The organism is Lachnospiraceae bacterium (assembly GCA_025758065.1).
In the GTDB taxonomy this organism is placed as follows: Bacteria; Bacillota; Clostridia; order Lachnospirales; family Lachnospiraceae; genus Enterocloster.
In genome coordinates, this window is sequence record CP107199.1 from 2,591,801 (window position 1) to 2,614,499 (window position 22,699).

Here is a 22,699-nt window from a genome sequence, read left to right on the forward strand (position 1 = left end):
CTATGAGTACGATCAGTTCTCAGGAGATCATCTCTATCATCAAAGGTGAGATCGAAGATTATGATGCCCATGCAGGCCAGATCAACGAAACAGGTTCTGTGATCTGGGTTGGTGACGGTATCGCCATTGTCTATGGCATTGATCACGCCATGTACGGAGAGATCGTTATATTTGAAAACGGTGTCAAGGGTATGGTCCAGGACATCCGTAAAAATGAGATCGGCTGTATCCTTTTTGGAAAAGATACAGGCATCACAGAAGGGACAAAGGTTACCAGAACAAAGAAAAGAGCCGGAGTTCCGGTAGGAAGCGCTTTTTTAGGCCGCGTAGTCAATGCGTTAGGCGAGACTATTGATGGAATGGGACCGGCAAAGGAAGAGGATTATCTTCCTGTGGAGCAGGAAGCACCGGGGATCGCAGAACGTAAATCAGTAGGTGTACCTATGGAGACCGGTATTCTGGCCATTGATTCTATGTTCCCTATTGGCCGCGGACAGCGTGAGCTGATCATTGGCGACCGACAGACCGGCAAGACCTCTATTGCAATAGATACTATTTTAAACCAGAAGGGAAAAGATGTGATCTGCATCTATGTAGCCATTGGCCAGAAATCATCTACCATTGCAAAGCTGGTAAATACATTAAAGAAAAATGACGCCATGGATTATACCATTGTGATGGCTTCTACAGCCAGTGATCCGGCGCCTTTACAGTATATTGCACCTTATGCGGGAACTGCGATGGCTGAATTTTTCATGCATCAGGGAAAAGATGTGCTGATCGTTTACGATGATCTTTCCAAGCATGCTGTGGCTTACCGCGCATTGTCCCTGCTGCTTGAACGTTCTCCGGGACGCGAGGCATATCCGGGAGATGTTTTCTATCTCCATTCCAGATTACTGGAGCGTTCCAGCCGCCTTTCTGACAAGTTAGGAGGCGGTTCTATCACTGCGCTTCCTATTATTGAAACCCAGGCAGGAGATGTATCTGCCTACATTCCTACCAATGTAATATCTATTACAGACGGACAGATTTTTCTGGAAAGCGATCTGTTCTTTTCAGGAATGAGACCGGCAGTAAATGTAGGTCTTTCTGTGTCCCGTGTAGGTGGTGCTGCGCAGACAAAGGCTATGAAAAAGTCAAGCGGAACCATACGTGTAGACCTGGCACAGTACCGCGAACTGGAAGTATTCACCCAGTTCAGCTCTGATCTGGACGAGATGACCAAGGAGCAGTTAGCTTATGGAAAACGTCTGATGGAACTGTTAAAGCAGCCTCTTGGACGTCCTCTTTCCATGGCCGAGCAGGTCATTACTTTATGTACGGCTACCCATAAACTGATGCTGGATGTGGATGTAAAGAAGATTAAAACATTCCAGATGGATCTGTTAGGCTGGTTTGAAAATAAGCATCCGGAGCTTGTAAATGAGATCACGGAAAAGAAAGCTTTAAGTGATGAACTGACAGAAGATATCTTAAAAGCTGCAAAGGAGTTTAAGGAGGCAGTATGGCAAACGCAAGAGAGATCCAAAACCGAATAAAAAGTATTCAGGACACACGTAAGATCACCAATGCCATGTACCTTATTTCTTCGACGAAGTTAAAAAAGAGCCGGAAGCTTCTGGAAGATACAGAACCTTATTTTTACACACTGCAAAGTCTGATCCGGCGTATCCTGCGCCATATGGGAGATACAGAACATCCTTACTTTAATGCAAGAAAAGAAATCAAAGAAGAGGACCGTATCCGGGGGCTGGTGGTCATTACCGGCGATAAGGGACTGGCAGGTGCATACAATCACAATGTGCTGAAGCTGGCTCATGAATGGTTGGAAAAAAGCGAAAATAACCGTTTGTATGTGGTGGGAGAGTTAGGAAGGCAGTATTTTGCTGCCCGCCATATGCCGGTGGAAGAACAATTCCATTATACCGTTCAGAATCCTACTATGCACAGGGCTCGTCTTATAGCATCTTCCCTGATCGAAGACTATATGGAAGGACGCTTGGATGAAGTGTGGATCATTTATACCCAGATGATAAACAGTATGAAGGTGGAAGCACAGATGGAACAGCTGCTTCCTCTTAAAAAAGAGGATTTCAGCAATGTGGCGATTCCCGCAGATATCCACCAGGAAGAGATCCAGATGGTTCCGTCACCAACAGCAGTTATGGATCATGTGGTGCCAAACTATGTTACAGGATTTATCTTTGGCGCCCTGGTAGAGTCATTTTGCAGTGAGCAGAATGCCCGCATGATGGCCATGCAGTCTGCCAGTGATAATGCAGCAGAGCTGTTAAATGATCTGTCAATAGAATATAACCGTGTGCGTCAGGCTGCCATTACCCAGGAGATCACAGAGGTAGTAGGCGGTGCAAGAGCACAGCGGAAGAAGAAACGATAATGCGTTCAGGGAAAAACAAGGAGACATTTGTTTTTCGTAATCAATAAAAGAAGGAGGAAGCCATGAATAAAGGAAAGATCGTACAGGTAATGGGACCTGTAGTAGATGTGGCTTTTGAAGATGGAAACCTTCCTCATATCCAGGATGCGCTGACTGTAATGAACAATGGAAAGCGCTGTGTCATGGAAGTAGCGCAGCATATTGGCGGGGATGTAGTCCGCTGCATTATGCTGGCTGCCAGTGAGGGACTGTGTAAAGATATGGAAGTAGTAGCAACAGGAAAGGGAATTGCAGTTCCTGTTGGTGAAAAAACACTGGGACGCCTGTTTAACGTACTTGGAGATACCTTAGACGGCGGTGAAAGCCTGGAAGGGGAAGAAAAATGGGTCATCCACAGAGATCCACCCAGCTTCGCAGACCAGAGCCCGGTTGTGGAGATGCTGGAAACCGGCATCAAGGTCATTGACCTGTTAGCCCCATACGCAAAGGGCGGTAAGATCGGTCTGTTTGGAGGTGCCGGTGTAGGAAAAACCGTACTGATCCAGGAGCTGATCACCAATATTGCAACAGAACACGGCGGATATTCTATTTTCACCGGTGTTGGAGAACGTTCCCGTGAAGGAAATGATCTTTGGACAGAAATGGGTGAGTCCGGTGTTTTAAAGAAAACAGCCCTTGTATTCGGACAGATGAACGAGTCCCCGGGCGCACGTATGAGAGTGGCGGAAACAGGACTGACCATGGCAGAGTATTTCCGTGATGTAAAGCACCAGAATGTGCTGCTGTTCATTGATAATATTTTCCGTTTTGTCCAGGCTGGTTCAGAGGTTTCTGCCTTACTTGGCCGTATGCCTTCTGCAGTTGGTTATCAGCCAACCCTGGCAACCGACCTTGGCGGTCTTCAGGAGCGTATTGCTTCTACAAAGAACGGTTCTATTACTTCTGTACAGGCAGTTTATGTACCTGCAGATGACTTAACAGATCCGGCTCCTGCAACTACTTTCGCACATCTGGATGCAACTACAGTTCTTTCCAGAAAGATCGTAGAACAGGGTATTTATCCGGCTGTAGATCCTCTTGAGTCTTCTTCACGTATACTTGAGGAAGATGTGGTAGGAAAAGAGCATTATGAAGTAGCAAACAAAGTAAAGGAAATGCTGCAAAAGTACAAAGAACTTCAGGATATCATTTCTATTTTAGGTATGGAAGAACTGTCTGAAGAAGATAAGCTGACTGTAAGCCGTGCAAGAAAGATCCAGAGATTTTTATCCCAGCCATTCCATGTTGCAGAAAACTTTACCGGTGTTCCTGGAAAATATGTGCCGGTAAAAGAAACAGTCCGCGGCTTTAAAGCTATTATTGACGGGGAAATGGATGAATATCCGGAAGCAGCTTTCTTTAATGTGGGAACCATTGACGAAGTAGTGGAAAAAGCGAAAGCAGGGAGCGTTATATGACAACATTCTGGCTTAAGGTCATAGCCAGTGACCATGTATTTTATAATGGAAACTGTGAAGCGTTAGTTGTTCCGGCCCATGACGGGGAGGTAGGTATCCTTCCCCACAGAGAGGCCATGATCCTTGCAATCCAGGAAGGAGAACTTAAATTCCGGATTCCGGGAGAACAGGAATATCACCATGCAGTAGTAGGCCTGGGGATCGTTCAGGTAGCAAATAACCGTGTGACCGTGGTGGTTGATACGGCAGAACGGCCGGAAGATATAGATGAAGTCAGGGCAAAGCAGGCTTTGGAACGGGCAAAAGAACAGCTTCGGCAGAAACAGAGCATCAGGGAGTATTATATGTCAAAGGCATCCATGGCGCGTGCATTAAGCAGGCTGAAGGCCAGTCAGCATAAGGGCAGTGAATACCATGGACTTTAACAGAAACATGCAGAAAATAACGCAGACATAAAAAGGCGCGCCAGATATGACGTGCCTTTTTGTGCGTTCTGTGTATCAATAAAGAAGCCTCCTGACTTACATCCAGTTATTATGCTCTACCAGATAATTACAGAAATCCTTTACAATAGTGCTGTTCTTTCCTTTTTCCGAACAGGTCAGGATGATCTGCCGGCGGCATTTCTGGTCAGTGATCGGAAGCAGCTTTACCGGAAAATGTCCGGGAGAACTGCCAAAATTACTGGTAAGAGGCCCCCAGGAGCAGGCAGGCCAGAAACCGATGCCCATTCCCGCTGCGATCAGGTTGCGCACAGATTCTGTGGTGTCGCTTTCAAAAATGATATGGGGGGAAAATCCTGCTTCCATAAAATAGCTGTTTGTGATCTGACGGATGGGTTTGGAACCACCCAGACAGATGTAATCTGCATCTTTCGTGTCTGTTAAACGGATCGATTCCCTGGAACCATAGGGGGAATGGACAGGAACGGCCAGATACAGATCTTCTTCCAGCATGATCGTAGCGGGATCATTTTCCTTTGGGGCAGTATCCGCTCTCCGGGCTGTTACACATACGTCATAATCATCTTCCTGTCCGGGTGTCTGGTACAGTTGAAAGTTTACGTCCGGACGGAGATTACGGTAGGCAATGATCTTATTGGTGATAAGAGCAGAGGCAGACAGCAGCCGCAGGTGGACTGTATGGGTAGAAGCTTCTTTTCCCTTTCGCAGCTCTTCCGGCAGCCGGTCCAGACTGCTTAATAAAGGAATAAGCCGTTTCTGTAAAAATTTCCCTTCTTCGTTTAATTCAATACTGCGGTTTTTTCTTTCAAACAGCGGAACCCCCAGCTCTGCCTCCAGCCTGTGTATGGCCTGGGAGAGGGCCGGCTGGGCGATCTGTAAGTGTTCGGCAGCCTTGGTCATATGCTGATACTGGGCCGCTACCAGAAAATATCGTAACTGTAGTAATTCCATGTTATACCCCTTCATTTGTTGTCAGATATTAAGTATCTTTATTATAAGCAAAAGCAGAAAAATGTCAAATGGACATGCAGGTGCATTTGGGCTATAATGAGTTAAGAGATTGTGAGGGCAGCTGCCACAGGTGGCGGCAGATCAGAAAGGGGAATATACATAATGAAGGAATTATTATTTATGAAACCGGTTTTCAAGGAAGCTGTATGGGGAGGAAAAAAGCTTCGGGACGAGTTTGGATACGAGATACCAGGCGACAGTACCGGGGAATGCTGGGGTATTGGTGCCCATAAAAACGGTGACTGTACCATTGCAGAGGGAACCTATAAGGGAGAACATTTGTCAAGGCTGTGGACAGACCATCCGGAGCTGTTTGGAAATGAGGATGGAAAGTATGGGAAAGAATTTCCGCTCCTTATTAAGATCATTGATGCAAGATCAGACTTAAGCATTCAGGTTCACCCGGATAATGATTATGCAAGGGAGCATGAAAATGGTTCTCTGGGAAAAACAGAGTGCTGGTATATTTTGGACAGCGAACCAGGAACGAAGATCGTCATTGGCCATTATGCTAAAGATAAGGAAGAATTAAAACAGATGGTAGAAGAGAAGCGGTGGAAAGACCTGATCAGGGAAGTACCTGTTAAAAAAGGTGATTTTTACCAGATCGATCCCGGCTGTGTCCATGCCATTAAAGGGGGAACTGTTATTTTAGAGACCCAGCAGTCCAGTGATATTACCTATCGTGTATATGATTATGACCGTAAATGGAACGGAAAGCTTAGAGAGCTTCATGTAAAACAGAGCCTGGATGTGATCAAAACCCCATTCCAGCCTGCAAAAGACCAGAGAAGCTTTACCCATACGGAAGGAGTTAATCTGGAACACCTGGAAACATGCCCTTACTACACAGTGGAAAAATATGATATCCACGGAAACTGGGATCATGTTTTTAAAGCTGGTTTTGTAAATGTCAGTGTGATCGAAGGAGAAGGAAGCATAAACGGTAAAATGATCAAAAAGGGCGATCATTTTATTATTCCGGCTGGGTTTGGAAACTGCCGGTTTGAAGGGAATATGAGCCTGATCTGTTCCTGGGTATAAGGATCATAAAAGCTTAAAAATAATTTTCCGTTGCTTTTTAGATGGTTAGGTGTTAGGATAATTCCATATCGAGTTAAGAGCAAATGGTGCCGTTTATAAATGGACAGTTATATGATTTCTGTCCAATGTACTCTCGGAATCTTTTTGTACTTGATTTTGCGAGAAGATTTTTTGTCAGTTGTGCCCAAATTTTTGAGGCGTACGCGGTGCGTACGGTGATAAAATTCGGGTGCGACTGGCGGAAAATCGGCCGCAAAGGCAAGTGCATGAAAGACTCCGAGAGTACATTCCATTCATAAAGGGGTAAAAGGGAAGCAGGGGAAGTGCCTGCGCGATCTCGTCACTGTAAGCTGTAAAGGGGATCCGGAAATGTATTTTTCCGTATCTGTTCATATAAAACGTGGATAGAGATGATAAATATCCGCCACTGGGAAACCGGGAAGGCAGTTTTATATGTGGAAAGCAGCAAGTCAGGAAACCTGCCATTTGTTGGTACAGGAGAAGGTTCATTCCGGGTCACGAGTAATTGATCGTGCCGGTCCTGGAGATGGTCGTATGTATCAGATTTCAGTTTTATAATGCTGGTAACATACCATTTTCATCAGGATTTCTGACTCACAACAGGAAAATGGACTCCTGCGCCCTGCCGGGATTTTTCCCGGACCGATACATAATTATTATGTGTCTTAGGACAAGGAGGAAAATGAAAATGAAATTGAAAAAAGCAATGCTGCTTTTCGCAGCGGCAGCAGTAGCTGCAGGTACCGTAGCAGGATGCTCAGGAGGCGCAAAAGAAACTACAGCAGCTTCCGCAGCAGAGACAAGTGCCGAAGGATCAAAAGAAGAAACTACAGCAGAAGAAACAAAGGAAGAGGAAACAGCTGCTGAAGAAGAGGATGAAGAAAACTACGATACAGGAGATGCAGCATTGGACAACGCAAGAAACCAGGATGAGATTGGGGAAAAGGAAATTTTAGTTGTAAGCTTTGGAACCAGCTTCAATGACAGCCGCCGTTTAACCATTGGCGCTATTGAGGATGCCATTGAAAAGTCACAGCCTGACTTTTCTGTAAGAAGAGGCTTTACCAGCCAGATCATCATTGACCATGTAAAGAAGAGAGATAATGTTGTTATTGATAATGTAACAGAGGCTCTTGACCGTGCAGTAAAGAACGGTGTAAAGACCCTTGTTATCCAGCCAACCCACCTGATGAATGGTCTTGAGTATACAGATCTGGTAAATGAGATAGCGGAAAATGCCGATTCCTTTGAACAGGTAGCTGTAGGTGAGCCATTACTTACTTCTGATGCTGATTTTAAGGCAGTGATCCAGGCTATCACAGATGCGACTAAGGAGTATGATGACGGTGAGACTGCGATCTGCTTCATGGGTCATGGTACAGAGGCTGAATCCAATCAGGTATATGCAAAGATGCAGGATATGCTTACAGAAGAAGGCTTTGAGCATTACTATGTAGGTACTGTAGAAGCAACCCCAAGTCTGGATGATGTACTTGCAAAGGTAAAAGAAGGTTCCTATAAGAAAGTTGTGTTAGAGCCATTAATGATCGTTGCAGGCGACCATGCAAATAATGATATGGCAGGTGATGAAGAAGGTTCCTGGAAGACCACTTTTGAAGAAGCTGGTTATGAAGTAAAATGCCTTGTAAGAGGCTTAGGCGAGTTAGAGCCAATCCAGCAGCTGTTTGTAGAGCATGCAAAGGCAGCTGTTGACAGTCTTGCAAAATAATGCTTTTGCAGTTGGATGCAAAATGAAAACACCCCAAAGGCGGCCAGAGAAGACTCTGACTGCCTTTTATTAAAAATGCCCTCCCGGAGCCTTTCATGTACTTGCACTTGCGGCTGATTCCGGGAGAACATAAAATATATATGGGGACCGGGCCGACAGGTCTGGTGACCAGTTCATACAGTGAGAAAGATGGTGGATCAGATGAAGATAAAAAAATATGTATTATGTGCCGGGATCATTAGTTTAGTGGGACTGTCTGCCGGATGCGGACAGAAAGCGGTAAATCCAGAGGCTTCTAAGACAGTTGGTGAGCAGGCGGTAAGTGAACAGGCAGAAACAGCCCAGAGCAGCAAAACAGATTCAGGGGAAGATATAAAAGAGGAGAGAAAAATATCTCAGGATCCAGGTTCAGAGAAGGAAAAAGAGACATCACCTACAGTACAGGTAGTAGAAGAAGGTATGGTGCCGGTAGAAGCCGGTGCGTTAAAAGATGGTGTTTATCCGGCAGAAGTGGACTCCAGCTCTTCTATGTTTAACATTACAGAGGCAGAGCTTACAGTAGCAGATGGAAAAATGACTGTCCGCATGACATTAAGCGGCTCCGGTTATGGAAAAGTATTTATGGGGACCGGGGAAGATGCAGAAAAAGCTGATGAAGCAGATTACATTCAGGCAGAAGAGAGTGCGGATGGAAAAAATGTATTTGAGATCCCGGTAGAAGCCCTGGATAAGGGAATTGAATGTGCTGCTTACAGTAAAAAGAAAGAGACCTGGTATGACCGCACCCTGGTGGTCCGGGCTGATTCCCTTCCTGCAGATGCTTACAAAGAAGGAAATACAAAGACTGTAGAAAGCCTGGGATTAAAAGATGGGGATTATACAATAGAAGTAACATTAGAGGGCGGTTCCGGACGCACTACAATAGAGTCTCCGGCAGCATTAACGATTGAAAATGGACAGGCAGCTGCCATTATCACCTGGAGTAGTTCTCATTATGATTATATGAAGATCGGTGATGAGAAATATGAGCCTGTGAATACAGAGGGCAATTCAGCTTTTGAGATCCCGGTCACTGTATTTGACTACAAACAGAAGGTGATCGCAGATACGATTGCCATGAGTACGCCTCATGAGATCGAATATACACTGACTTTTGATTCAGAAAGCATAAAGCCACAGTAACAAATATTGATTTCATGGCTGCAGAAGCAACAGAGATGATAACGGAAAAATGAAGATGAAAAAACAGATTAACAGAAAAAAAGCCAGAGCCGTGTTTTTGCTGGCTGTAACAGTGCTGATACTGTGGATGTGCGTTGGATGCGGACAGAAAGCAGGAAAGATAACGGATACAGGAGCCGTAGAGCATAGAGAGAGTGCTGTTAAATTGCAGGACACAGGGGAAGAAGGCGGGGAAGCCGGTGATGTATCCTGGTCAGGTCTTGCGCCAACAGATACCCTTGATTTAAAATATGCCAGCCAGTTTTCTGTCGCCTACTATGGGAAAGAAAGATATGCCCTGATCACCATTGGGGAAGATGAAAAATTTCTGGTAGTACCAGAAGAAGAGCCAGTGCCAGATGGCCTGCCGGAAGATATCACACTTCTTGTAAGACCATTAAACAATATGTATCTGGCTGCAACCTCTGCCATGGACTTTTTCTGTCATCTGGATGCAGTGGATCAGATCACTCTTTCAGGTACAGAAAGTTCCGGCTGGTATTTAGAAGAGCCGAAAAAGGCCATGGAAGAAGGAAAAATGGAGTATGCAGGCAAATACAGTGCGCCAGACTATGAGTACATTGTAGATAAGTCCTGTAATCTTGCCATTGAGTCTACTATGATCTATCACTGTCCTAAGGTAAAGGAGCAGCTGGAAAATCTGGGAGTGCCGGTTTTAGTAGAGCGTTCCAGCTATGAGGCTGACCCTTTAGGACGCATGGAATGGGTGAAGCTGTACGGCGTTCTTACTGGAAAAGAAGGGCTGGCAGAGGAGTTATTTGAAGCTGAAATAAAAAATCTGGAAGGTATTTCTGACCAGAAGGATACTGGAAAAACAGTTGCTTTTTTCTACATCACTTCCAAAGGCAGTGTCAATGTGCGAAAGCCGGGAGATTATGTGGCAAAGATGATCCGGATGGCCGGAGGTACTTATGTTCCACAGAATGCAGAAGAAGAGGAAAATGCCCTTTCTACCATGAACATGGAAATGGAGGCCTTCTATGATCAGGCAAAAGATGCGGACTACATTATTTATAACAGTACCATAGACGGGGAATTATCTGCATTAAAGGAACTTATGGCGAAAAGCCCCCTGCTTGCTGATTTTAAGGCTGTAAAAGAGGGGCATGTGTGGTGTACTGGAAAGAACCTGTTCCAGGAAACTATGGGACTGGGAAATATGATACAGGATATCCACAAGATGCTTACAGAGGAAGAACCGGATCCTGGGCAGATGCATTATATCCACAAGTTAAGATAACATAGCCTGATATAGAGTTTAAGGATGCACATTCAGGTAAGACCGGATGCAGGTTTGGCGGAGCATACAGAAAAGCGAAGTATACAGAAAGGGGAAACACAGATTGAAAAGCAGGGAAATATCTGGTATGAAAAAAAGGCGGGCAAATATAACAGGGGGATTTCTGATCCTGTTTGCAGCATTAGTCCTTCTGTTTTTCTGGAACATCTACTCCGGAAGCGTAAGTGTGAAGCCAGAAGAAGTGCTGCAGCTGCTGGTCAAAGGGCCGGGAGAGAGCAGCCAGTCAAGGATACTCTGGGATATCCGTTTTCCCAGAGTGCTGGCAGCTATGCTTCTTGGCGGCGCATTGTCAGTATCTGGTTTTCTCCTTCAGACTTTCTTTGCAAATCCCATTGCAGGACCTTTTGTGCTGGGGATTTCTTCCGGTGCAAAACTTATGACGGCGCTGGTGATGATATTTTTATTGGGAAAAGGCCTGGTAGCTGGTTCAGTTGTGCTGATCCTGGCAGCTTTTGCAGGGGCTATGTTTTCCATGGGCTTTGTGATCCTTATTTCCAACAAAGTAAACAACATGTCCATTCTGGTGATCTGTGGTATTATGGTCAGCTATATCTGTTCTGCTGTTACGGATCTGGCAGTGACTTTTGCAGATGATTCCAATATTGTAAACCTGCATAACTGGTCATTGGGAAGCTTTTCCGGTATTACCTGGGATAATATTTCTGTAATGGCAGCAGTGATCTTTATTTGTATGGTCTGCGCCCTTTTTCTGGCAAAGCCTGCAGGGGCTTACCAGCTGGGGGAGGTTTATGCAGCCAGCATGGGAGTGGATATTAAGGCTTTCCGGCTGGCTCTGATCCTGGTTTCCAGTATTCTTTCTGCCTGTGTCACTGCATTTGCAGGCCCGGTGTCCTTTGTGGGGATTGCAGTGCCTCAGCTGGTAAAAAGCCTGTTTAAGACAACAAAGCCTGTTATTATGATACCGGCCTGCTTTTTAGGAGGTGCTGTGTTCTGCAGCTTTTGCGACCGTATTGCAAGAACCTTATTTTCACCGGTTGAATTAAGCATCAGCACAGTAACAGCAGTATTTGGAGCCCCGGTGGTCATTTATATGATGGTACAGGGAAAAGGGAGAAGGAGATAGGATATGGCAGAGGAAAAGAGTATGACCTATATTTCTGCAGAAGACGTGAGTGTAGGCTATCATGACCTGCCACTGATCGAAAAGATCCATTTTCATGTGGACCGGGGGGAAATACTGACCCTGATCGGCCCAAACGGTGCCGGAAAATCTACTATATTAAAGAGTATTATCGGTCAGTTAAAGCTGATAAAAGGGGCAGTGTGGCTGGATGGAACCACTATGGGAGCCATGAAGGAAAGAGACATAGCTGTTCGTATGTCTGTAATGATGACCGGACGGGTAAAAACAGAACGCATGACCTGCGAAGAAGTGGTGAGCATGGGTCGTTACCCCTATACCGGGAAAATGGGCATCCTTACAGAAAAGGACTGGCAGGTGGTGCATGATTCCTTAAAACTGGTTCGGGGACTGGATCTGGCGGGGAAGGATTTTGAGGCAGTCAGTGACGGCCAGAGACAGAGGGTCCTTCTTGCAAGAGCTATTTGTCAGGAGCCTCAGGTCATTGTGCTGGATGAGCCAACGGCATTTTTAGATATCCGCCATAAATTAGAGCTTTTGTATCTTCTTAAAAATATGGTAAGGGAAAAGCATGTGGCAGTGCTTATGTCCCTTCATGAACTGGATCTGGCCCAGAAGATATCGGATCATATTATCTGTGTAAAAGGGGATAATTCTATTGGATATTTTGGTACTCCTGAGGAAGTTTTCAGTGGGGATCATATAAAAGAGCTGTTTCAGATTGAAAAAGGTACTTATCTTTCCGATTATGGCAGTGTGGAGTTAGAAGCTGTAAAAGGAGAGCCGAAAGTTTTTGTTATAGGTGGAAATGGAACAGGGATCCAGATATACAGAAAGCTGCAAAAACAGGGAATCCCCTTTGCGGCAGGCATATTATGGGAGAACGACAGGGAATATCCGGTAGCAGAGGCATTGGCTTCCCAGGTCATTGGTGAAAAAGCCTTTGAGCCGGTTTCAGAGGAAACATTTAAAAGAGCAGTAGAAGTATTAAAAAGCTGCGAAAAGGTGATCTGCTGTCTGGAAAATTTTGGAACCTATCAGGAATCCTGCAGACAGTTGTGGGAAACAGCAAAGAAACTTGGAAAAATCTGATTAGTTTGCAAAAATCATACATTTTCTATACATTCCCATGGTAGTAGATTTTACATGGCTTTTTTATACTGAAATCATGATCAGAATAAAAAACAATACAAAAAGCAATATAAAAAGAAAGGGAATGTATATGAGAAAGAGAAGAATTGCAGCAGGACTTTTAGCAGGTGTACTGGTGATCGGAGGACAGCAGGTATGGGCTGCTACCACACATTATAATGACTCTTCCGTAACCGGAGGATCACAGGCATGGCAGCAGTGGGTGGCAGACTGGAATCAGACAGCCACAGATTTTACCAAGGTGTCATTAACTCCAGGCGGTGCAGCATCTGAACTGAATTTTGCATGGTACAGTGAAGGAAATGAGCCAACACCAGTGGTTTATTTTGGAACAGATAAAGATAACCTTGAAGCCTGTCAGGGAACTGCAAGTAATGTAGACACATCTCTTACAGGAGGAAAGGCTTATAGCTACAATTATGTAACAGTAGGCGGACTGAAAGAGAATACAACCTATTATTACTCTGTAGAGAAAAGCGGTGTAAGAACACCTGCTGAAGTTTACAAAACAGGAAGCTTTGAAAATGTAAAGATCCTTTATGTAGGTGATCCACAGGTTGGTGCTTCTAAGGGACAGCCTCAGGGAGAAGGAAAATTAAGTGCAGATTCAGGTGTGGCTAACACAGCAGCACGTAATGACGGTTTTGCATGGGACCGTACCTTAGATGCAGCTCTTGCACAGAACCCGGATCTGAACTTTGTGATCTCAGCAGGAGACCAGGTTAATAAAACAGGAAAGCCAAAGGAAGAAGAGTATGCAGCGTATCTTTCTGCTGATGCATTAAAGAACATTCCGGTGGCAACTACCATTGGAAACCATGATTCTTTAAACAAGGATTACAGTTACCATTTTAATAACCCGAATCCTACCAATCTGGGAATGACAGAAGCAGGGGGAGATTATTACTACAGCTATGGCCCGGGACTGTTCATCGTATTAAATACCAACAACTACAATGTGGCAGAGCATGAGCAGGCTATTAAAAAGGCAGTTGAAAACTTCCCGGATACTAAATGGCGTATTGTGACGATCCACCAGGATATCTACGGATCCGGACTGGATCACTCCGATACAGACGGCATGATCCTTCGTACCCAGCTGACACCTGTTTTTGATAAATATGATATTGATGTAGTTCTTCAGGGACATGACCATACATACAGCCGTTCCAAGATCCTTTATGGAGATGGAAAAACACATGGTTCTTATGAGTTCAGACTGGATGAGACAGGCCTGGATTATGACTGGGATCATGCATACAACAAAAATACAGGGGACAGTATTACTTTAAATCCTCTTTCATCTGATACAGCAGCAGTGGAGGCAAAGGATGCATTTACAGCAGATAATAAGTGCTATACCATTGAAAGCTCCGGAAAATCTGTTGTGACCAATCCAAAAGGAACCCTTTATATGACAGCAAACTCTGCTTCCGGTTCCAAGTATTATGAGCTTATTAATTCACAGCAGGATTACATTGAAGTAAGAAGCCAGAACTGGCTGCCAAGCTACTCTGTGATCGATCTGACAAAGGATGATTTCAAGATCACTACTTACCAGATCACAGATGAAGGAAAGGTAGAAAATATTGATAATACCTTTACCATCCACAAGACAGTAAGCAGATAATAATAAGCAGATAATAAACAGATAAGCCTTAAAACGGCATACAAGACATCAAAGACAAAGACATAGGAGATCAAATTCCGTCCCGTGGAGGCTGAAAGAAAGCCTTGCGGGACGTTGATCGGATAGATCGGGGCAGTGAAAATGGATCAGGCACTAAAAAAACAGGTAAAAAAATACGCAGTTATGACAGTGATCATGCTTATCATGGCACTGGCAGTCATAAAAGTGAATCAGGTGAATAAGACACAGCTGGTCAACCGTACAGGACAGACTTTTGAAACAGGGAAAGTGATCCGTATCCTGGAGGACAACATCCAGGAAGACGGAATGCGTGTGGGGCAGCAGTCTGTAGTCGTAAAGATGACGAGTGGAGTGAAAAAGGGACAGGAACTTACAACTACCAGCAGTGCAGGCTATCTTTTTGGTGCAGCCTGTAAAGTAGGAATGCGGGTAGTGGTTCTCCAGAGCGTTGCAGGGGATTCTGTGATCACAAGCGTATATTCCATGGACCGGAAAGAAGTTATCATCGGTTTTGTGATTCTTTACCTTCTGGTATTGTGCCTGGTTGGCGGTATGCAGGGCGTAAAAGGTGCGTTGGGACTGATATTTACTTTTGGAGCCATTCTTTTTATCTATCTTCCAGTGGTCTACATGGGATATTCTCCCTTCTGGACAGCCGTATTTATATGTGCAGTCACAACAGCAGTGACCATGTACCTTATTGGAGGTGCCTCGAAAAAGACAGTCTGTGCAGTTGCGGGGACTATAACAGGAGTCCTGATCGCAGGGATCACAGCTACTGTATTTTCAAAATTATCAGGAATTACAGGGTGGAATGTATCAGATATAGAAAGTCTGCTCACCCTTTATGAAACAAATAATATACAGGTAGGCGGTCTTTTATTTTCAGGTCTTCTTATCAGTACATTAGGAGCCGTTATGGATGTAGCCATGTCCATATCCAGTGCCATGAAAGAAATTTATGACCAGAACCCTGATATTTCCCGTATGCAGCTGATCAGAGCAGGAATGCGCGTAGGCCGGGATATGATGGGAACAGACTCCAATACGCTGATCTTAGCTTTTGCAGGCAGCAGTGTGTCAATGCTGATCATGGATTATGCCTATCATCTTCCTTATCTTCAGATCATCAATTCTAATAATATCGGTATTGCCCTGATGCAGGGACTTTCCGGCAGTTTCGGGATCGTATTAAGTGTTCCGGCTACAGTCGCCTTTGCAGCATGGATCTATGCAGGAACAAATAAAATCCATATTTCTTTCTGATCTTTTAACTTCAGCATTATTGAAATGGACGATCAGTGAATGGATGGGGGTACACTGGTGGCTATTTTGAAGCTGATAGGGAAGCAGCATAGTTTTTCAGGATTTCCATATAGTCTCTGGCATGCTGAGAAAGATATTTCTTTTTCTGGTATGCAGCAATGGAAGTGGTGAGCACCGGTTTTGTACCAATGGAAAAGCAGCATCCTTCAGGAAAAAAGCGGGATTCTTCCCGAAAATAGCTTTCTGGGGCAAAGGCAGCTCCGAGTCCCTGGATCGCCAGGCGGATGGACATAGCACTGTTGCGGGTGTGAAGGAGTACTGTTGGTTCCATGGAATATTCTTTAAATAAAGACTGTGCGATGCCGCCGGTATTCTGGTCCGGATATAGAAGGATGAAGTTTTCTTTTTCAAGCATTTTTAAGTCCAGCCATGGATGGAGGAAGCCTTCCTTGGTCTGGGCTTTTTTACATAATGGGTGGTCTTTGTTTAAGACCAGCACGATCTCTTCTTTTCTTAATATCTGATAATCCATATTTTCCGGAAATTTATGTACATTATAAATAGTCAGGTCAATGGAGTTGTCCCCAAGACTGTTTTCTGCTACGAAATTGATGGCTTCCATAATATTTAAGGTGACATAAGGGTGCCGCTTGTGAAAGCCCATAAGGGATGGTTCGATCAATGTTGTACCCATCATAATAGGGGCAGCAATGTTTAAACGTCCTTTTTCCTGGTGGGCAATATCATCAAATTCCTGGCTCCACTGATCACCAAAGGCAGCAATGCGCTCTGCATAGTACAGATAACGTTCACCCATGTAAGTGGGATAGTAGTGATTTTCCCGGCGGTCAAATAGGGGCGCTCCTAAACGTTCCTCCAGGTTTTTTAAATATTTGCTTAAAGAGGGCTGGGAGATATACAGGGATTCCGCAGCCTTTCCGATACTCTGGTGTTTTGCAATAGCGAGAATATAACGGGCTTCTTTTAATTCCATAGTTGTCCTTTCCTGATTTATATCATAGCTTTACTGCATAAAAAATATAGAAAATATATATTTGACTTATAGCATACCACTTTTTATAATGAATGTAAAATATATAAGCATACTTCATTAAGAAACAAATATTTATTAGTAGTATTAATTAATATTTATCAGAGAGGAGAAACAAAGCAATGAAAAAGAGCAGTGCATGGTTTATGCTCATACCAGGACTGATGATACTGTTTTTATTTCTGGCGATCCCATTGTTACGGGTATTGTTTCCAAGCATCTTTTCCGGGGCATATCCGTTTGATGCTTATGTGGGATTTTTCCAGGATGAGTATTACAGAAACATATTTATCCGTACGGTAAAGATTGCAGTGATCACTACTTTTGTCTGTATGGCGGGAGGTATCCCCACAGCTTATTTTATCAGCCGGTGCAGCAAGAAATGGAGAGGTATACTCCTTGCAGCGTCCATTTTCCCGATGATGACCAACTCTGTTATACGAAGCTTTGCATGGATCAATATTCTGGGAAGCAATGGCATTATCAATAAAGTGCTGGTTGGACTGGGAATGGTGCCAAAGCCATTAAAATTATTGTATACCGATTTTTCTATTATTATCGGTTCTGTATATCTGTTTCTTCCGCTGATGATCGTAACAGTAGCAGGTGTTATGGAAAATATTGATGATGACATGATGGAAGCAGCCTTAAGTCTTGGGGCGGCCCGCATGGAAGCCTTTATGAAGGTGATCTTCCCTATGAGTCTTCCGGGCATTATTGTAGGAGGTATCCTGGTATTTACCGGAACGCTGACTGCTTATACAACACCTCAGTTATTAGGAGGCAATTCCAACATGGTACTGGCGACCCTGATCTACCAGCGTGCAATGTCTGTCAGTGACTGGACAGGTGCTTCTGTGATCGCACTGATCATGATAGTTGTAACACTGGCTGTTATCCGGGGCTTCAATGCGCTGGCAGCTAAACTGGATCAAAGAGGTGAGGATTATGCGTAAAAATAAATTTTTGACCATATGGGCAGTGCTGGTGTTCGCATTTCTTGCCATTCCGCTGTTTATCATTACTGTAACAGCATTTGGAGGCGGCAGCGCCATTACATTCCCGATAGAGTCTTTTTCACTAAAATGGTTTGCCAATGTATTTGCCTTAAAATCCTTCCGCCGGTCTTTTATTACCAGCCTGGAAGTGGCATTTCTGGCAACTTTTATCTCCCTTTTAGTGGGTATCCCCGCAGCTTATGCCCTGGCAAGATCTGGTATGAAGGGAAGAGGATTTTTAAAATCTGTTTTCCTGTCCCCTACTATTGTGCCGGGGATCGTTATCGGTTTTATTATGTACCAGTGCCTGATCTTAACCTTAAGAATCCCGGTATTTGCAGGGCTTTTAGTAGGTCATTTTATGGTAACACTGCCATATGTGATCCGTGTTGTAGGTTCTTCTATGGAGCAGTTTGATTTTTCTATTGAAGAGGCAGCATGGAGTCTTGGTTGTCCTAAAACAGCTGCTTTTTTTAAGGTAGTGCTTCCTAATATAACAAGCGGCATTTCTTCCGCGTTTATGCTGGCATTTATCAATTCCTTTAATAATATCCCTGTATCCATGTTTTTATCAGGCCCTGGCGTTTCCACATTCCCGTCAACCCTGATGAATTATATTGAATATAATTATGATCCTACGGTTTCTGCTGTATCTGTACTTTTAATGGCAGCAACGGTTATTATCATGGTCATTGTAGACCGTACACTGGGGATCGCAGCTCTGGCAAAATAAGCTACAGGTTATTACAGGTGCCGGTCAGGCAGATAAAGGAGAAAATAAAAATGGCATTTATGAGTTTAAAGGACATTGATGTTAGTTACGATAAGAAAAAACAGATCTTAAAAGGTTTGAGTCTTGATGTGGAAAAGGGAGAGCTGGTATCTTTACTTGGTCCCAGCGGCTGCGGAAAATCCACAACACTCCGGGTAGTAGCTGGTTTTATTGATCCTCAGGGTGGAAGTTTTCTGCTGGATGGGGAAGATATGACAAAGGTTCCAGTCCATAAGAGAAACTTTGGACTGGTATTTCAGAGTTATGCATTGTTCCCACATCTTTCTGTGTATGACAACGTGGCTTTCGGCCTTCGCACCAGAAAAATGGATAAGGAACAGATTGATAAAAAAGTAAAGGATATTCTGGAGGTATGCGGCCTTAGTGATCTGGCGAACCGTTTCCCAAGACAGATGTCAGGTGGTCAGAGACAGAGAGTAGCACTGGCCCGTTCCTTAGTCATTGAGCCAAAGCTTCTTTTATTAGATGAGCCATTATCCAATCTAGATGCAAAGCTGCGTCTCTCTATGCGTGTGGAGATCAAACGCCTGCAGAAAAAGTTAGGTATTACAACGTTATTTGTAACCCATGACCAGGAGGAATGTTTTTCAATTTCTGATAAAGTAGCAGTTATGAATGGCGGTGTGATCGAGCAGTATGACACTCCGGAAAATATCTACCGAAGACCTGCAACAGAGTTTGTAGCCCGTTTTATCGGATTTGAGAATTTTCTGGATGTGGAGAAAAAGGCAGACCACGTATATACTCTGGTAGATGGAACTGCATTTAAAACAGCTATGGATTTAGAAGGGAAAGAATATGCAGCAACCATCCGTCCAGATGATATCTGTCTGGCAGATGAGACTGCTTTTGAAAATGTACTTGGCGGCAAAATAGGAGTACGCACATTCCTTGGAAAGAGCTATCAGTATGAAGTGGAGACTGCAGCCGGGATTTTAAAGGTAAATATGGGTACAGACCATGTATTTAAAGAGGGAGATGTGCTCCGTCTGTATCTTCCGGAGGATAAGCTGATCCTGGTCAGAAGATAAATAAGGATTGCGGGAGTGCAAAGCACCCGGCGATCGGTATCAGAGAGATTAAAATATTTATATATTAAGAATTTATTTTAAGAAGGAGATCATTATGAAAAAGAGATTAGCAGTAGTACTTTGTGCAGCAATGATGTTATCTGCTTGCGGCGGGGCATCTGGTTCTGATCAGGCAGCAGATAACAAGGGACAGGAAGCAGATTCTAAAGCTGACAGCAAAGAGGCGTCTAAGGGAGATGGAAAACTGGTCCTTTCTACATATGGGCTGAGCGAAGATATTTCTGAGGATGAGGTATATGCTCCGTTTGAGCAGGAATTTGGCTGCAAGATCGTAACAGAAACAGGTGGTACCAATGACCGTTATACCAAGCTGGCAGCAGACAGCGAATCTTCTATTGATGTGATCGAGCTTTCTCAGGCCATGACTGCAAAGGGCGTAGATGAAGGACTTTTTGATACCATTGACTTAAGTAAGATCCCAAATGCCAAGAACCTGATCCCAGCTGCAAAAGAACTGGCTGAAAATGGCCAGGGCATTCCATATACCATTAACAGTATTGGTATCATTTATAATCCGGAGCTGACCGGTTTTGAGATCAAGAGTTTTGATGATCTGTGGGATTCACGTCTGGAAGGAATGGTTTCTATTCCTGAGATCACAACTACCTTTGGACCTGCTATGGTTTATGTAGCAGGCGATCACGCAGGTACTCCTGTGGCAGAGGATGAAGGTAAGGCTGCCTTTGAGACACTGGCAGAGTTAAAGCCAAATCTTGTTAAGACTTATACAAAATCTTCTGACCTGATCAACATGTTTACTTCAGGTGAAGTAGCAGCAGCTGTTGTAGGTGATTTCGGTGTTCCTACCATTGAAGCAGCAAATCCTGATCTGGTATACGTAACTCCAGAAGGAACTTATGCAAACTTTAATACCATTAACATTACCAAGAATTGTAAGAACATAGATTTGGCTTATGAATATTTAAATTACCGTATCAGTCCAGAGCTGCAGACTAAGACTGGTAAGGCATTAAATGAAGCTCCTACAAACACAGAGGTTGATTTTAATGAAGAAGAAGCAAAAGATATGACCTATGGGGAAACTGCTGATAACGCAAAAATCGTAGATTATTCTTTTGTAAACCCAATCTTAAACAACTGGATCGACCAGTGGAATAGAACTATCAACCAGTAGGAGAGAATATATGACCGCTGATCTTATCATTAAAAACGCTAATGTCTTTATGACCTACAGACAGTGTTTTGAAAAGCGGGATGTGGCAGTTGCAGGGGAAAAGTTTTATTGCGTTTCCCCTGCAATTGTTTATCCTGGGGTGAAGACCATTGATGCCAAAGGAAAATATATGATCCCTGGTCTGATCGATATCCATATGCATATTGAAAGCTCTATGACAACACCGGTGGAATTTTCCAGAGTCACACTTCCCTATGGTGTGACTACTGTTGTGGCAGATGCTCATGAAATAGCTAATGTGTTTGGCGTGGAAGGCATAAAAAGCTTTATGAGCCAGAAAACAGAACAGGATATTTTCTGGGCGATCCCTTCCAGCGTACCGGCTACTAATGAAATGTTGGAGACACCGGGAGCCTTTCTTTATCCTGAGGATGCAGCGAAAATAGCTTCGGCTCCGGGGGTGCTCTGCCTGGGAGAGATAATGAACTTTAAGGATCTTTGTGCTGAAGGGTACAGTAAGACAAGGGAGATGATCCGGCTTTGCAGGCAAGCGGCGCCTTTGATGCGTATTGAAGGCCATTGTCCGGGACTTTCCGGGGAAGACTTAAACCGCTTTATCTATGAGGGGGTGGATGCGGACCACACTCAGCAGACAACTCAGACTGTATTAGAAAAAGCGGATCTTGGAATGTTTTTGGAGCTGCAGCTTAAGTCTTTGCGGCCGGAAGTAGTAAAGGTTGTCTGTGATAAGGTATTATATGAAAATGTAGCTCTGGTCACTGATGACACCATGGCAGATAAGCTGGCAGAGAGTCAGTTAAATGGGATTGTAAAGAACGCTGTAGAAGCTGGTATGCCTGTAGAAAAGGCAATCTACTGTGCTACATGGACACCTGCAAGGAGGATGCATTTAGATGACCGGGGAATGATCGCACCGGGAAAGATTGCAGATTTTGCTCTTTTAGAATCTCTTGAAGAAATGCAGCCGGTCATGGTATTTAAAAGTGGAAGCTGCGTATATGAAAAAGGTGTACTGGAAGAAGAACAGGCAGAAATACAGGCGGGAAAGCTGACAGAAAAGCAAGTAGAAAAGGTTTTTTCTGTGGGAGATTTCCCGGAGCATTTTTATCATTCGGTCCACTGCCGGTCGGCTGTAAAAGAGGATTTTCAGATCAAAGTGGAAAATCGGTCGGCTGTTTTTGCAGAGGTAAATGTGATAAAAATATCGGATTTTGGCACTGCCACAACACCTGTTACACGGAGATTATCTGTTAAAAACGGATATATCTGCTGGAAGGAAGCAGGACTGTCCCTGGCAGTAGTGTATGAGCGTCATGGAAAAAATGGAAATATAGCCAAAGCGCTGGTAGAAGGCACCTTAAAAACGCCGGGAGCAGCAGCAACTACCTGGTCTCATGACAGCCACAATCTTCTTGTTGTGGGAAATAGCGAGGAAGATATGGAACTTGCCCAGAAAAAGGTGAGAGAGCTTCAGGGAGGATATGTGGTGTATGCTGGTGGAAAGCTGGCGGCGCAGACAGCTCTTCCTATAGGGGGCATTTTATCGGATCAGCCGATGTCTGTTCTGGGAGAACAGCTGGGGCAGGTGCGAAAGGCTATGGAAGATCTGGGCTATGACAATAATAATGTGATCATGTCCATGTCTACATTGTGCCTTCCGGTATCGCCAAGACTGAAGCTGACGGATTTCGGATTGTTAGAGGTAAAGACCCAGGAGAAAGTGCCTTTAATCCAGAATTATTTTGATAAAAATGGAATGAGGATCTGAAA

19 protein-coding genes and 1 riboswitch are annotated in these 22,699 nt (G+C 44.2%); of the genes, 17 read left to right on the forward strand and 2 right to left on the reverse strand.

Features of this window, described 5'->3' with window-relative positions; genetic code table 11:
- Nucleotides 1-2: 2 nt before the first annotated feature.
- The 4 genes from atpA to atpC all read left to right on the forward strand — a co-directional run bounded on the left by atpA (nt 3) and on the right by atpC (nt 4,283).
- Nucleotides 3-1,541 (forward strand): F0F1 ATP synthase subunit alpha, encoded by a 1,539-nt coding sequence (gene atpA, locus OGM16_11995; GenBank protein UYJ45537.1) that lies wholly within the window; start codon nt 3-5, stop codon nt 1,539-1,541.
- Entirely contained in the window at nt 1,508-2,401 is an 894-nt protein-coding gene (gene atpG / locus OGM16_12000; protein UYJ45538.1) for an ATP synthase F1 subunit gamma, read from the forward strand. The genes atpA and atpG overlap by 34 nt, the downstream gene beginning before the upstream one ends.
- Before the next feature lie 62 nt (nt 2,402-2,463).
- Complete coding sequence (gene atpD, locus OGM16_12005) at nt 2,464-3,858, forward strand: F0F1 ATP synthase subunit beta (GenBank protein UYJ45539.1); 1,395 nt, start codon at nt 2,464-2,466, stop codon at nt 3,856-3,858.
- Nucleotides 3,855-4,283: an ATP synthase F1 subunit epsilon gene (gene atpC, locus OGM16_12010; GenBank protein ID UYJ45540.1), complete on the forward strand. Its 429-nt coding sequence runs from the start codon at nt 3,855-3,857 to the stop codon at nt 4,281-4,283. The genes atpD and atpC overlap by 4 nt, the downstream gene beginning before the upstream one ends.
- A 96-nt stretch (nt 4,284-4,379) precedes the next feature.
- On the opposite strand, the gene OGM16_12015 is transcribed toward atpC, so the two are convergent.
- Nucleotides 4,380-5,273, reverse strand: a complete 894-nt coding sequence (locus OGM16_12015; GenBank protein ID UYJ45541.1) for a LysR family transcriptional regulator — start codon at nt 5,271-5,273, stop codon at nt 4,380-4,382.
- A gap of 162 nt (nt 5,274-5,435) precedes the next feature.
- Here OGM16_12015 and OGM16_12020 point away from each other — a divergent pair, with 162 nt between their 5' ends.
- From OGM16_12020 to OGM16_12055, 8 genes are all read left to right on the forward strand, one after another.
- Nucleotides 5,436-6,377: a class I mannose-6-phosphate isomerase gene (locus OGM16_12020; protein ID UYJ45542.1), complete on the forward strand. Its 942-nt coding sequence runs from the start codon at nt 5,436-5,438 to the stop codon at nt 6,375-6,377.
- Nucleotides 6,378-6,640: 263 nt separating this feature from the next.
- Nucleotides 6,641-6,879, forward strand: a riboswitch (cobalamin riboswitch).
- Nucleotides 6,880-7,086: 207 nt separating this feature from the next.
- On the forward strand, nt 7,087-8,127 hold the full coding sequence (locus OGM16_12025; protein ID UYJ45543.1) for a sirohydrochlorin cobaltochelatase: 1,041 nt from the start codon (nt 7,087-7,089) through the stop codon (nt 8,125-8,127).
- A 201-nt stretch (nt 8,128-8,328) separates the two neighbouring features.
- Nucleotides 8,329-9,309 carry a hypothetical protein gene (locus tag OGM16_12030; protein UYJ45544.1) on the forward strand — a complete coding sequence of 327 codons (981 nt, stop codon included), beginning with the start codon at nt 8,329-8,331 and terminating at the stop codon, nt 9,307-9,309.
- A 55-nt stretch (nt 9,310-9,364) separates the two neighbouring features.
- Nucleotides 9,365-10,609, forward strand: a complete 1,245-nt coding sequence (locus OGM16_12035; protein ID UYJ45545.1) for an ABC transporter substrate-binding protein — start codon at nt 9,365-9,367, stop codon at nt 10,607-10,609.
- A gap of 127 nt (nt 10,610-10,736) precedes the next feature.
- Complete coding sequence (locus OGM16_12040) at nt 10,737-11,753, forward strand: iron ABC transporter permease (GenBank protein UYJ45546.1); 1,017 nt, start codon at nt 10,737-10,739, stop codon at nt 11,751-11,753.
- A 3-nt stretch (nt 11,754-11,756) separates the two neighbouring features.
- Nucleotides 11,757-12,863 (forward strand): ABC transporter ATP-binding protein, encoded by a 1,107-nt coding sequence (locus OGM16_12045; protein UYJ45547.1) that lies wholly within the window; start codon nt 11,757-11,759, stop codon nt 12,861-12,863.
- 130 nt (nt 12,864-12,993) lie between these two features.
- Nucleotides 12,994-14,553 (forward strand): metallophosphoesterase family protein, encoded by a 1,560-nt coding sequence (locus tag OGM16_12050; protein UYJ45548.1) that lies wholly within the window; start codon nt 12,994-12,996, stop codon nt 14,551-14,553.
- A gap of 141 nt (nt 14,554-14,694) precedes the next feature.
- Nucleotides 14,695-15,840 (forward strand): YibE/F family protein, encoded by a 1,146-nt coding sequence (locus OGM16_12055; protein UYJ45549.1) that lies wholly within the window; start codon nt 14,695-14,697, stop codon nt 15,838-15,840.
- 61 nt (nt 15,841-15,901) lie between these two features.
- On the opposite strand, the gene OGM16_12060 is transcribed toward OGM16_12055, so the two are convergent.
- Complete coding sequence (locus tag OGM16_12060; protein UYJ45550.1) at nt 15,902-16,834, reverse strand: LysR family transcriptional regulator; 933 nt, start codon at nt 16,832-16,834, stop codon at nt 15,902-15,904.
- 179 nt (nt 16,835-17,013) lie between these two features.
- On the opposite strand from OGM16_12060, the gene OGM16_12065 reads away from it, so the two are divergent.
- The 5 genes from OGM16_12065 to OGM16_12085 all read left to right on the forward strand — a co-directional run bounded on the left by OGM16_12065 (nt 17,014) and on the right by OGM16_12085 (nt 22,697).
- On the forward strand, nt 17,014-17,847 hold the full coding sequence (locus OGM16_12065) for an ABC transporter permease (protein ID UYJ45551.1): 834 nt from the start codon (nt 17,014-17,016) through the stop codon (nt 17,845-17,847).
- Nucleotides 17,840-18,622, forward strand: coding sequence for an ABC transporter permease (locus OGM16_12070; protein UYJ45552.1), 783 nt, complete (start codon nt 17,840-17,842; stop codon nt 18,620-18,622). Before OGM16_12065 ends, OGM16_12070 begins: the two co-directional genes overlap by 8 nt.
- Nucleotides 18,623-18,672: 50 nt before the next feature.
- Entirely contained in the window at nt 18,673-19,713 is a 1,041-nt protein-coding gene (locus OGM16_12075) for an ABC transporter ATP-binding protein (protein UYJ45553.1), read from the forward strand.
- Between the two features lie 94 nt (nt 19,714-19,807).
- Nucleotides 19,808-20,908 carry an ABC transporter substrate-binding protein gene (locus OGM16_12080; protein UYJ45554.1) on the forward strand — a complete coding sequence of 367 codons (1,101 nt, stop codon included), beginning with the start codon at nt 19,808-19,810 and terminating at the stop codon, nt 20,906-20,908.
- A 10-nt stretch (nt 20,909-20,918) separates the two neighbouring features.
- Nucleotides 20,919-22,697: an amidohydrolase family protein gene (locus OGM16_12085; GenBank protein ID UYJ45555.1), complete on the forward strand. Its 1,779-nt coding sequence runs from the start codon at nt 20,919-20,921 to the stop codon at nt 22,695-22,697.
- Nucleotides 22,698-22,699 lie beyond the last annotated feature (2 nt).

Coding starts and splice junctions, on each gene's coding strand:
- OGM16_12050 (UYJ45548.1), top strand. CDS start 12,994: ATGAGAAAGAGAAGAATTGCAGCAGGACTTTTAGCAGGTGTACTGGTG.
- OGM16_12025 (UYJ45543.1), top strand. CDS start 7,087: ATGAAATTGAAAAAAGCAATGCTGCTTTTCGCAGCGGCAGCAGTAGCT.
- atpG (UYJ45538.1), top strand. CDS start 1,508: ATGGCAAACGCAAGAGAGATCCAAAACCGAATAAAAAGTATTCAGGAC.
- OGM16_12015 (UYJ45541.1), bottom strand. CDS start 5,273: ATGGAATTACTACAGTTACGATATTTTCTGGTAGCGGCCCAGTATCAG.
- OGM16_12080 (UYJ45554.1), top strand. CDS start 19,808: ATGAAAAAGAGATTAGCAGTAGTACTTTGTGCAGCAATGATGTTATCT.
- OGM16_12065 (UYJ45551.1), top strand. CDS start 17,014: ATGAAAAAGAGCAGTGCATGGTTTATGCTCATACCAGGACTGATGATA.
- OGM16_12075 (UYJ45553.1), top strand. CDS start 18,673: ATGGCATTTATGAGTTTAAAGGACATTGATGTTAGTTACGATAAGAAA.
- OGM16_12045 (UYJ45547.1), top strand. CDS start 11,757: ATGGCAGAGGAAAAGAGTATGACCTATATTTCTGCAGAAGACGTGAGT.
- atpC (UYJ45540.1), top strand. CDS start 3,855: ATGACAACATTCTGGCTTAAGGTCATAGCCAGTGACCATGTATTTTAT.
- OGM16_12030 (UYJ45544.1), top strand. CDS start 8,329: ATGAAGATAAAAAAATATGTATTATGTGCCGGGATCATTAGTTTAGTG.
- OGM16_12055 (UYJ45549.1), top strand. CDS start 14,695: ATGGATCAGGCACTAAAAAAACAGGTAAAAAAATACGCAGTTATGACA.
- OGM16_12035 (UYJ45545.1), top strand. CDS start 9,365: ATGAAAAAACAGATTAACAGAAAAAAAGCCAGAGCCGTGTTTTTGCTG.
- OGM16_12040 (UYJ45546.1), top strand. CDS start 10,737: ATGAAAAAAAGGCGGGCAAATATAACAGGGGGATTTCTGATCCTGTTT.
- OGM16_12020 (UYJ45542.1), top strand. CDS start 5,436: ATGAAGGAATTATTATTTATGAAACCGGTTTTCAAGGAAGCTGTATGG.
- OGM16_12060 (UYJ45550.1), bottom strand. CDS start 16,834: ATGGAATTAAAAGAAGCCCGTTATATTCTCGCTATTGCAAAACACCAG.
- OGM16_12070 (UYJ45552.1), top strand. CDS start 17,840: ATGCGTAAAAATAAATTTTTGACCATATGGGCAGTGCTGGTGTTCGCA.
- atpA (UYJ45537.1), top strand. CDS start 3: ATGAGTACGATCAGTTCTCAGGAGATCATCTCTATCATCAAAGGTGAG.
- atpD (UYJ45539.1), top strand. CDS start 2,464: ATGAATAAAGGAAAGATCGTACAGGTAATGGGACCTGTAGTAGATGTG.
- OGM16_12085 (UYJ45555.1), top strand. CDS start 20,919: ATGACCGCTGATCTTATCATTAAAAACGCTAATGTCTTTATGACCTAC.